The organism is Gordonia sp. UBA5067, from assembly GCF_002414845.1.
Lineage (GTDB): Bacteria > Actinomycetota > Actinomycetes > Mycobacteriales > Mycobacteriaceae > Gordonia > Gordonia defluvii.
On the sequence record NZ_DIAX01000034.1, the window covers coordinates 59,797 to 70,365 of the forward strand.

Below are 10,569 nucleotides of genomic sequence, written 5' to 3' on the forward strand. Positions count from 1 at the left end.
GACGAACCGACCACCGCGCTCGATGTGACTGTTGCGGCACAGGTGCTCACGCTCCTGGCCACCCTGCAACGCGAGACCGACGCCGGACTCCTGCTGATCACCCATGATTTCGGCGTCGTCGCGCGTATCGCCGACGACGTCATCGTCATGCACGATGGCCGGGCGGTCGAGCGGGCCCCGGTTGCCGGCCTCTTCGACGACCCGCGCGACCCGTACACCGTCCGACTCCTCAATGCCGTGCCGCGGATCGACGGCCCGATGCGCCGTCGGGCGGTACTCGGTGACCAGCGGCCGCCGGTGCTGACCGTGCGCGGTCTGAGTAAGACCTACGGTCTCACGTCGCGCCTCCTGCGCCGCCGCACCGGCGAGGTCCGGGCGGTCAACGACGTGTCCTTCGACCTCGCGGCCGGCGAGACCCTCGCGATCGTCGGCGAATCCGGCAGCGGCAAGTCGACGACGCTGCATGAGATCATGGGCTTCGCCGCGCCGCCCGGCACGATCAGTGTGAACGACATGGACCCTGCGACGACTCGCGGCCGAACTGCTCGAGCGCTGCGCCAGGAGATCTCGATGGTGTTCCAAGACCCCGCCGGCGCCCTCGATCCGCGGATGACTGCGCACGACATCGTGGCCGAGCCGCTGCGCGTCGCCGGGCGCGCGCCGGCCGAGGCGGCTGCGCGGGTGACCGAGCTGTTCACCCGGGTCGGGCTCGACGCCGGGCACGGCCAACGATTCCCGCGGGCCTTTTCCGGCGGGCAGCGCCAGCGCCTGGCGATCGCCCGCGCGCTGGCCACCGAGCCGTCGGTGATAGCGCTGGACGAACCACTGTCGGCGCTGGATGTGTCCATTCAGGCGGACATCCTCGAGTTGCTGTGCGAGATCCAAGACGCGACGGGCGTCGCGTATCTGCTCGTCGCCCACGACCTTGCGGTGGTACGCAAGATCGCGCACCGCGTCGCGGTCATGCAGGGCGGAGAATTTGTCGAGATCGGTCCGGTCGCCGACGTTTTCGAGCGACCACAACACCCGTACACCCGTCAGTTGATCGCGGCGGTTCCGCCGCTGGACCCGCGTCGGGCCCGAATCGAGGCGGGGGCGTGAGGCGCCGCCGACCCTGGCCCGGGCGCCTGGCCGTCGCACTGCTCGCGTTCACCGCACTGCTCAGCGGATGCGGCGTCGACCTGTCCGCAATGAGCACGTACAAGCCGGGAAAGGCGCAGTTGAACGTGCAACCGCGGGAGAATCTGCGCGATGGTGGCGGGCTGACGACAGCCCTGACCGAGATCACCCCGCAATGGAACGTCTTCCAGGCTGACGCGACGGCGTATTCGCTGGCGCTGTGGCGCTGGTACAACCCGGTATTGGCCTATTTCTCGCCCGATGGCGCGTATTCGTTCAACCGCGACTATCTCACCGATGTGCAGAAGGGCGTCGTCGATGGCCGGACCGTCGTGACGTACACGATCAATCCGCGTGCGATGTACAACGACGGTACGCCGCTGGACTGGCGCGCGTTCGAGAACACGTGGCGGCTCAACCGTGGCGCCGATGTCCGTTACGCGGCCAGCAGCACCGATGGCTACGATCAGATTGATTCGGTGCGGCGGGGCGCGGACGACCGGCAGGCCATCGTCACGTTCCGTGGCATCTGGGCGTGGCCGGATGGGTTGTTCAACACCGTGCAGCACCCGAAGATCGTCAGCCCCGACGACTTCAACCGTTCCTATCTGCAGAATCCGCGGGCCGATCTTGGGGCCGGTCCGTACACGATCGAGTCTTACGACCGCACGTCCGGGATCGTGGTCTTCGGGCGCAATCGGAAGTGGTGGGGCAAGCCGGGAAAGCTCGATCGGCGGGTGTTCCGTCAGTTGGAGCCGCAGGCGGCGATCAACGCATTCCGCAACGGTGAGCTCGATGCCACCGGCGTTGGCAGTAAGGACTATCGGGCCCAGGTCGTCACGATGAGCGGCATCGATGTCCGGGTGTCGGCGAGCCCCGCCAATTCCCTTCTGGTCGTCAACCTCGCCACCCCGGCGCTGCGCGACATCCGGGTCCGTGAAGCCCTGTTGCGAGGAATCGACCGGCGGACGCTCGCCCGCATTCGGTTCACCGGGCTCGGTTACACCGAGCAGTTGCCGGGCTCTTTGCTGATGTATCCGTTTCAGCCCGGCTACCGGGACAACCTTGGATCCACGGCGGACTTCGACCAGCAGCGTGCGCGCCGGCTGCTCGATGAGGCCGGGTGGGTGGCCGATCCTTCGGGGGTGCGGCGGCGGACCGGAGCATCCGGTGAGCGGTTGACGTTAAGTCTGCCGATTCTCGGCGATGACGCCACGACGGCGAATCTGGCGCGAGCGATGCAGGCGATGCTGCGTCAGATCGGGATCGGTCTGACGATCTCGGTGCGGCCCAGCGCTGATTTTTCTGCGGTGATTGTCGGCAAGGAATTCGACGTATTCATGATGGGGTTCTCGTCGAGTGACCCGTTCGGAATGGCCTATTTGTGCCAGATCTGGTGTTCGAATTCCCAGCTGAATCGTTCGGGTGCGGGGTCGCCGCAACTGGATGCCGAGATTCGCCGAGTCCAGGCTTTTCCCGTGCCAGCAGAGCAGATCAGGGCGGGTAATGCCGTCGAGGCCCAGGCGTTTCGGCAGTATTCGAATTTGCCATTGTTCAATGGTCCGACAATGGTCGCAGTGAAGCAGAAGCTGGCCAATTTTGGTGCTGGAATGTTCTTTGTCGGACCGGTCGAGGACATTGGATGGGAGCGGTAGGCGCGCCGCACTGGGACGAGTGTCCAAAATTTTGTCTCGTTGGGGCTCATCGCGGTGCGCGACGATCTACTATCGTGTTATGCCAACCGAATGGCCGATAGTTGAGCGCGCAAGCGAATTTCAGGTGATTCGTGATGCGCTACAGGTCAATTCGGACATCGGTGGTGTCATTCTCACCGGCGAGTCGGGTGTCGGCAAGACGACGCTGGCCCGCCTGGTGACTGCCGAACTCGGTGGGGCGCGCTGGGTGGCCGGCACCGAGTCGGCGAGGTCGATTCCGCTCGGCGTCTTCGCACACCTCGTCGGACCCTCGGCGACGAGCGACCCGGTCGGCTACCTCTCCGCGGCCCGCCACTCGTTGCTGGCCGAGGGGAAGACCATCATCGGCGTCGACGACGCACACCTGCTCGACGAGCTGTCGGCGACGCTGCTGCATCAGTTGGCGATCGACCGTTCCGTGCACATCGTCGCCACGGTGCGCAGCGGCGAAGCCGTGCCCGATGCGGTGACGTCCTTGTGGAAGGACCGCCACCTCCGGCGCCTGACGCTCAGCCCGTTCAGCAAGCAGCAGAGCGTGGAACTCGTCGAGTCGGTCCTCGGTGGCAGACTCGAAGGGCTGTCGGCCGACCTGATGTGGGACGCCTCCGGTGGGAATGCGCTGTTTCTGCGGCATCTTGTCGACGGTGCCGTCGAGGCGGGTACCCTGCGCGAGCGAAACGGGGTGTGGCAGTTGCGCGGACGAACCGCCATCACCTCGGAGCTGGCGTCCCTGCTGGAGGGCCGGATCGATCGCCTCGACGCCGAGGTGCTGACGGTTCTGCAGTATCTGAGTCTGTGTGAGCCGGCCTCGCTGGACGTGCTGACGGAGCTCGTCGGGGACACGGCGGTGGAGCGGGCCGAAGCCCTCGAGCTGGTCCGGATCGTGCGGGAGGGCGGCGCCCTTCGCGTGCAGTACACACACCCGCTTTTCGGTGAGGTGATCCGCCGCCGATTGGGATCATTGACCGCGCGGCGGCTGCGCGGCAAGTTGGTCTCGGTCCTGCAGGCGCAGGGATCCCGCACCGCGGCCGATCGCATTCTGATCGCCGACTTGGGGCTCGACAGCGACGTGGCGATTGCCGGCGATGATCTGGCCGCCGCGGCAAATGAAGCCTTGACCTTGGCGAATATTCCGATGGCGCAGCGCTTTGCGCAGGCCGCCGTCGACGCCGGGGGTGGTTTGGCCGCGGTCGAGCCGCTGGCCCGGGCGCTGATGTGGCAGGGGCGTGCCGACGAGGCGGAGACGGCGCTGGCCGGCTTCAACGCCGATGACTTCGATCAGGTCGAACTCGTCCGCTGGGGTTTGCTGCGCATCGGCAACCTGTTCTGGGCGGTCGGCGACGCCACCCGGGCGACCGGGGTCCTCGAACTTGTCGCCGGGCGGGTCACCGAGCCGGCCTTGGCGCTGATCGTCAAGGGGGTCACATCGGCCATCGCCTTGTTCACCAACCGCCTTGACGAGGCGATCGCGCTGTCCGACGAGGTGCTCGCCAACCCGTTGGCGACCCCGTGGGCGGTCGAGTGGGCGGTATTCGGGGGCAGCTTGTCGCGGGCGTTGATCGGGCGGGGCGATGAGGTCGCCCCGCTCGCCGAACAGGCTCGCGAGGCCGAGCGGGTGACCGACGGGCTGTTGCGCTTCCCGGCGGGGTTCGGCGAGATTCTGGCCCTGACGCTGCCTGGGCATCTCGATGACGCGGAGAAGGCCGCGCAGCGCTACCTCGACTTCTCGTCGGCCGGGCACTATCTGGGGTGGGCCCTGTCCGGTATCCAGGCCGCCGAGGTGGCCGTCATGCGCGGCGATCTGCCCGGCGCCACCGCCCGATTGGAGCAGACCCTGGCGGCGCTGGGCGAGGAGGGCACCGCCGCCTCGTGGAGCTACCCGGCCTTTATTCTGCAGGCGATGGCCTTGTCCGGGCTCGGTCAGGGTGGGGCTGCCGAGTCGGCCATTGCGCGGGCGCGCAGCGCCTACAACGACCACGTGGCGGTATTCGGCCCGAGTCTCGATGTGGCAGTCGCCTGGCAGGCCGCCGGTGCCGGGATGTTCAACCGGGCGGCCGAACTTGCGGTGACCGCCGCGCACAACGCCGCAGCGAGCAGCCAGTTCACGATCGAGGGGGAGGCCTGGCACTTGGCGGCGAGGTTCGGCCTCGCCGTCGGGGCGGCACGGCTGGCCGAATTGGCCGAGCAACTCGACGGCCCGCTGATCGAGGTGTACGCCCGGCACGCGCGGGCGGTGGCCGACGGCGATCCGCACGCCCTCGATATGGTGGCCGATGAGTTTGCCGGGCTGGGCTTCCTACTCGCTGCCGCAGACTCCTCGGCCCAGGCCAGCGTCCTTTACGCCGAGCAGGGCTCCCGTTCGGCGTCGGTCGCGGCCGCGTCGCTGGCTAATCGACTGGCCGTCGAGTGCGGTGGCGCACGCACCCCGGCGCTGGTGCTGGCCGCACAGCCCTTGCCGTTGACGGCGCGGGAACGGGAGATCGCGAACCTCGTCGCCGCCGGGCTGAGCAACAAGGAGATCGCCGACCGGCTGTTCGTCTCGGTCCGAACCGTCGAGGGACACGTCTACCGCGCCTGCGCCAAGCTCGACGTCGCCGATCGTGCCGAGATCGCCGCCCTCATCCGCGGCGGGCACTAGGGCTCGTCGTTCAGTCCCGGCGGGCAAGCCGGTCGTCGAGCCAGTCGAATATGCGCTGATCGGTGCGGGTGCGCGCCAGCGGCTGACAATGCCCGTTCGCGCCCTCGTCGGCGGTGAAGTGGACGAGGGTCGCGATACCGTCGGCGCAGCGCGCCGCGAGTTCGGTGGATTGGCCCGGCCAGAACTGCTCGTCGTCGGGGTCGGTGATCAGCAGCGGCGTGGTGATGGCGCTGGCGATCGCCGGGTCGATCACGTAGTCGCCGACGGCGGTCAGCGTGTCGAAGTAGCCGGCGTGTGGCTGCGACTGAAGGTAGGGCCGGGCCCGCCAGTCCCACATCCGGCGGGTCTTGGGGGACACCGTCAAACCGATCGCGAGATCGCGGTCGAACTCGTCGGCCCGGCCGGTCGCGAGCTGGTTCGTCAAGTGTTTCGGCATGTGGGTGAGCCACGACGCGCGAACATCGACGACACCAGGATCAGCGATCGCAGCGGCGTAGCGGTGCTCGTAGGCCAGCGTGCGGGGCACCCAGTAGCCCGCCTGGCTGATGCCATAGAGCGCAAGGCGATCGGGATCGACACCGGGCAGCGTGCAGACATGGTCGGTGACCGGGGTCTGCACGGCCTCCCAATCGGGCCGGAACCCGGTGCCGCGCTCGAACAGCATCGATTGCTGGCCGGGCCCGTCGAAGAGCACGACGCCGTAGCCACGAGCCAGCGCGGCGAAGGCCGCGGCCGACCAGAGGGCCGACACCGAACCATCACTTCCGTTGATGGTGACGAGCGTCGCCCCGGTGCCGCCGCCGGCCGGGGTCAGATACCAGCCGGGCAGTGTGGTGTCCTCGTACGGGATCGCCAACCGCTGTACGGAAAAGTCGCCATGATCGAGAAATGCCTCCCACGCCGCCCGGTGTTCGGCGAAGACGGGCATCCGCTTGGCATCGTCGGTGAGGCCGTCGAGCCCATCGAACGCCTGCGACAGATAGTTGGCCGCACGCAGGTAGGACGATGCGGCGCTGACCCGATGGCCGGCGCTGCTCGAGGCGTCGCCATCGGCGACCAGGCGTCGGCCCACAGCGAGCCACGCGTTCGACCACTCGAGGTCATGGCCCTCCCGGCAACGGGCGATGGTTGCCAGCACTTCGCCGGTGTCGGCACCGCCGGAGGAGCAGTAGCCCAAGAGTAGGCGGACCGCGAAGTCGCGCCCGGCATCGGTGTAGAAGCCATCGGCGAACACTGTGTGGTTGGCATGAGGTCGATGCATGGGCCCTTCCGAAGGTGGAGCCCCAATCCTAATAGTCCGGGACCCGGCGACGCGGCTATGTGAGCGCGCTCGGCGTTCCCCGGGTTGTCGCCACCGCCGCGGCGAAGGTGGCAACCCGGTGGCGGCCCACATCGTAGCCGGCGCGGCCCAGCAGTGCGTCGCGGAATTGTGGGTCGATGCGCGCGGCCAGCGACGTCCACCACGGTTTGTGGCTGCGCGGCAAATCGGCGAGGAGCCGGTCGGATGCGGCGGTGAAAACCGGCGCCAACCGCAGGTAGTCGGGCCGGAACTCGCGCAGGTCGCGATCGGGATAATGCGCGGTGTGCACGTCGACGAGGGCGCGGGGCAGATCGGCGTCGATATGCGCGGACACCCCGTAGACCAGACCCTTCATCACGGGTAGGTGGGGGCGCTTGGGGTCCGGTGAATCAGCGGTCGACCACGCCTTCGACCAAGCCGGTTCCACTTCGCCGCCCGCGCAATAGGCCGCGAGGTTGCGCTCGTAATACTTGTGAAAGACGGGGATGAGGGCCAGTACCCAGTCGGGGTGGTCCAGGGCCCGGGTGGGTGCGGCGGGTGGGATGCCGCCGGAATGGGCAGTGCCGCTGGCCGCGCTGATCATCTCCTCGGTCACGTACTGGTAGACGCGCGCGAACCACTGTTTGGGGTCGTCGTCCGCGGCGAGTTCGTCGGCGAGGGTGCGTTGGGCCCGCAGTGAGTCCTGTGCGTCGGCGAGCAGCCGATCGAATTCACCGGAGCCGGGGACAACCTGGTTTGGGGCGGGCCTCGGCGTCGGCTCTGGGTCGTCGGCGGCCGCAAGGCGGGCAACCTCCGCGAGGCTGTCCAGCGACGCGCCGACCTGCCGGCGGATCACCCGGCACAGCGCATGCGATAGCGGCGCGGCGATCAGCCGCATCGATACCTGCCACGAGAGGACGGTGCGTCCGTCGTTGGTGGGCGAGAATCGCTGTACGCCTTGATGACTCAGGAGTAGCGGGCCGCCGTCGTACACGCGGTAACGGAACTCGCGCGGCCAGTCGGCGTGTTCGACGACTTCGCGTAGGCGGTGCTTGCCGTCAGGCAGGGTGATGGTTCGCAGGGCGCCGGCGCTGTCGGGTCGTTCACCGGGGCCAGGGTCGGCAAGATCGACGCGGGCGGTCGACCACCGGCGCATCTGCTCGGGGTCGGTGACCAGGTGCCACGCGGTGCCCGGCGTGCAGTCGAGGACTCGTGTCAGCGTGAACTGGGCGGTCATGCGACGGGGTCCATCCTGTTCTCGTCGGCGGCGCGGTAGCGGGCGCCGACGATCTTGGGGTCGCCCAGGTCGATCCCCAGCCGCCAGGTGACCAGCCGCAGTTCGCGCTGGGCGATGGTGCGCTCAGAACCGAGTAGGCCGAGGGCGCGGACCAGTTCGCGGGAGCGCACGACCGGCCGGGCGAGGTCGACGACGTGGTGCAGCGGTGTTTGGCGCAGTCCCATCGCCGCGGCGATGTCGGCGTCGACCCACCGCGTGGACACCGCCGCGAAGAGTGGTCGCAGAAGTGGCCGCACCAGGGCGTGCACGGCGTCGTTGAGCGGTCCGGGCAGGCCCAGGTCGGCGCGGTAGCCGTCGTCGAGCAGGGCGCGGACGAGTGTCTTGGCGTCGTCGTGGGGGCGCAGCTGGAACTCCTGCGAGATCCGCCAGATACGCATGGCGTCGTCGTAACTGGTGGGCAACAGGCGGTCTTCGACCCCCATGACCCAGCCGACCCATCGCCACAGGTGGGTGATGGCTTCGAGGTCGGCCCGCGAGTAGTGAATGCCGAAGTCTCGGGCGATCCGCAGTGGCAGTGCCAGGAATCCGGCGGTGATGGTCAGTTGGGAATAGGTCTGATTGATCGGGACGCCCCAGGCGTTGTCGTCCCAGCCATCGCTGGCGTGCAGGTGGTGGCGGACCATCGCGTGGACGAGGCGGATGCGCAGTGTCTCCACCCAGCCGCCGGCACCGACATCCATCAACCCGGGCGCGGTGGCCAGCGTGACCCACCGGGCGGTGGCCTGGACGCGGTCCCAGGTTCCCTCGGTGAGTCGGCCGGTCGCGGCGAGGGGCCGGGTGAATCCGCGTGCCTGATAGCCGTAGATCAACGATTGGTACAGGGTGCTCGACTGGAGCGATCCGAAGCGCCACCAGGCGTCCGCGCCGGCCCGGGCCAGTGCCGGATCGAACCAGGGTGGCGGGGTGCCCGCGTGCTCGAGGAAGGCGCGGAAGGCCGGCGCCTCCTGGGATAGCGTTGCCGTGGTGAGTGCTGGATCATCCAGCGCCGAGACGATCTCGTTCCACTTGAGTCCGCCACCGGAAAAGAGTTCGGTGATCACCGCATCGGCCAGCGGATCACCCGCGAGCAGCCCCTGTGCCATCGCTTCGACGTGCGCGGGATAGCGAGCTGCGACGTCATCCCAGTTCTGTGCCCCGGTGATGGTGGCAGCGGTCGTGGCAGACACACTTCCGATCATAAAGACAGTGTGTCTTTTGTACTGGGAGGCGTCAAGGAAGCGCCGCGCCTAGCGGGGCGTGTCGATTCCGGAGAAGCCCGACCACACCAAGAGGAACAGGTGGTCGACGACCTGTTCCCGGCTGATGGTCCGAGTCGCCGACCACCACGTGATGGTCGACGACATCGCGCCGACGAGGGCATGCGCCCACGTCGGCGCCGGGGCGGTGTCGCGGCCCCGCGCGGCGAAGCCCTCGGAAAGAATCCCGGTGATGGCCGCAACGACCGCGGTGTCCGAAAGCGGCGCGGTCGGCAGGAGATGGCCAGAGAGCGCCTGGGCCAGTTGCGGCTCGTCCTCGAACCACCCGGCCAGGATGTCGATGGCGGCGCGCGTCTGCTCAGCGGGGTCGGCGATGCCCCCGGCGATACGGGCGAGTCGCCCGATAATGAGTCGGGTATGCCGGTTGGCGAGCGAATCGAGCAGGGCCGTCCGATCGGTGAACGATGCGTAGACCGCCGAGCGGGTCAGGCCGGCAGCGGCGGCCACCTCGGCGAGCCCGACGTCGGGCCCCGACTCGCGGATCGCCACTTCGGCGGCGTCGAGGAGTTGCTCCCGCCGCTGTGTCGGGTCCACCGGCGGTCCGGGAGGGCGGCCGCGCCGTCGACGTGCGCGTGTTTGCTCGACCATCGTCGTCCCAGCGTACTGTGTCGCACCCGGTTCATCGGCGGCAAACTAGACTGGCGGCCGTGGAACCCTATCTCGCTCCAGACGGCGATTTGCGGTGTGCATGGGCCGGCGGTGCGCCCGAGTTCTTGGCGTACCACGACACCGAATGGGGCTTTCCGGTCAGCGACGACATCAGGCTGTTCGAGAAGATCTGTCTGGAGGGATTCCAGTCCGGGTTGAGTTGGCGCACCATCCTCAACAAGCGGGAGAACTTCCGAAAAGCGTTTGCCGGCTTCGACTTCCATCGTGTCGCGCAATTCGATGACGCGGATGTGACCAGGTTGCTGGGCGATCCGGGCATCGTTCGGCACCGCGGCAAGATCGAGGCGGCAGTCAACAATGCGCGTCGGGCCGTCGAGATGGAGGCGGGCGAGGGATCGGTGGCCGCCTATCTGTGGCGGTTCGAACCCGGCCCCGGCGAGGTTGGTGTGCCCCAGACCAAGAGCACATCGGCGACCTCGGTGGCCCTGTCGAAGGACCTGAAGAAGCGCGGCTGGCGCTTTGTCGGGCCGACCACCGCGTACGCGTTCATCCAGGCGATGGGCCTGATCAACGATCATCAGCACGAATGTAAGACACGCGCCGAGGTCGACGCCGCCCGTCGGATGTTCGTTCCACCTGCAAGTATCTGATCTGGTGCCCACTCGGCGGGGTGGAGG

Annotated in this window: 8 protein-coding genes; 4 read left to right on the forward strand and 4 right to left on the reverse strand. The window is 68.0% G+C overall.

Features of this window, described 5'->3' with window-relative positions; genetic code table 11:
* The 3 genes from B4M62_RS05530 to B4M62_RS05540 form a co-directional block, all read left to right on the forward strand.
* A partial coding sequence (locus B4M62_RS05530; protein ID WP_290705976.1) for an ATP-binding cassette domain-containing protein occupies positions 1-1,101 on the forward strand: 1,101 nt, incomplete at its 5' end.
* Positions 1,098-2,774, forward strand: a complete 1,677-nt coding sequence (locus tag B4M62_RS05535; RefSeq protein WP_290705977.1) for an ABC transporter family substrate-binding protein — start codon at positions 1,098-1,100, stop codon at positions 2,772-2,774. The genes B4M62_RS05530 and B4M62_RS05535, both read left to right, overlap by 4 nt.
* A 79-nt stretch (positions 2,775-2,853) precedes the next feature.
* Positions 2,854-5,451, forward strand: coding sequence for a helix-turn-helix transcriptional regulator (locus B4M62_RS05540; RefSeq protein WP_290705978.1), 2,598 nt, complete (start codon positions 2,854-2,856; stop codon positions 5,449-5,451).
* A gap of 10 nt (positions 5,452-5,461) precedes the next feature.
* On the opposite strand, the gene B4M62_RS05545 is transcribed toward B4M62_RS05540, so the two are convergent.
* Genes B4M62_RS05545 through B4M62_RS05560 form a run of 4 tightly spaced genes read right to left on the reverse strand, consistent with a single transcriptional unit; the run spans position 5,462 to position 9,871 of the window.
* Complete coding sequence (locus tag B4M62_RS05545) at positions 5,462-6,712, reverse strand: alpha/beta hydrolase family protein (RefSeq protein ID WP_290705979.1); 1,251 nt, start codon at positions 6,710-6,712, stop codon at positions 5,462-5,464.
* A gap of 55 nt (positions 6,713-6,767) precedes the next feature.
* Entirely contained in the window at positions 6,768-7,967 is a 1,200-nt protein-coding gene (locus B4M62_RS05550; RefSeq protein WP_290705980.1) for an SRPBCC family protein, read from the reverse strand.
* On the reverse strand, positions 7,964-9,205 hold the full coding sequence (locus B4M62_RS05555; protein ID WP_290705981.1) for an oxygenase MpaB family protein: 1,242 nt from the start codon (positions 9,203-9,205) through the stop codon (positions 7,964-7,966). The genes B4M62_RS05550 and B4M62_RS05555 overlap by 4 nt, the downstream gene beginning before the upstream one ends.
* 48 nt (positions 9,206-9,253) lie before the next feature.
* Positions 9,254-9,871, reverse strand: a complete 618-nt coding sequence (locus B4M62_RS05560; protein ID WP_290705982.1) for a TetR/AcrR family transcriptional regulator — start codon at positions 9,869-9,871, stop codon at positions 9,254-9,256.
* Between the two features lie 59 nt (positions 9,872-9,930).
* Here B4M62_RS05560 and B4M62_RS05565 point away from each other — a divergent pair, with 59 nt between their 5' ends.
* Entirely contained in the window at positions 9,931-10,542 is a 612-nt protein-coding gene (locus B4M62_RS05565; RefSeq protein WP_290705983.1) for a DNA-3-methyladenine glycosylase I, read from the forward strand.
* The last annotated feature ends 27 nt before the right edge of the window (positions 10,543-10,569 follow it).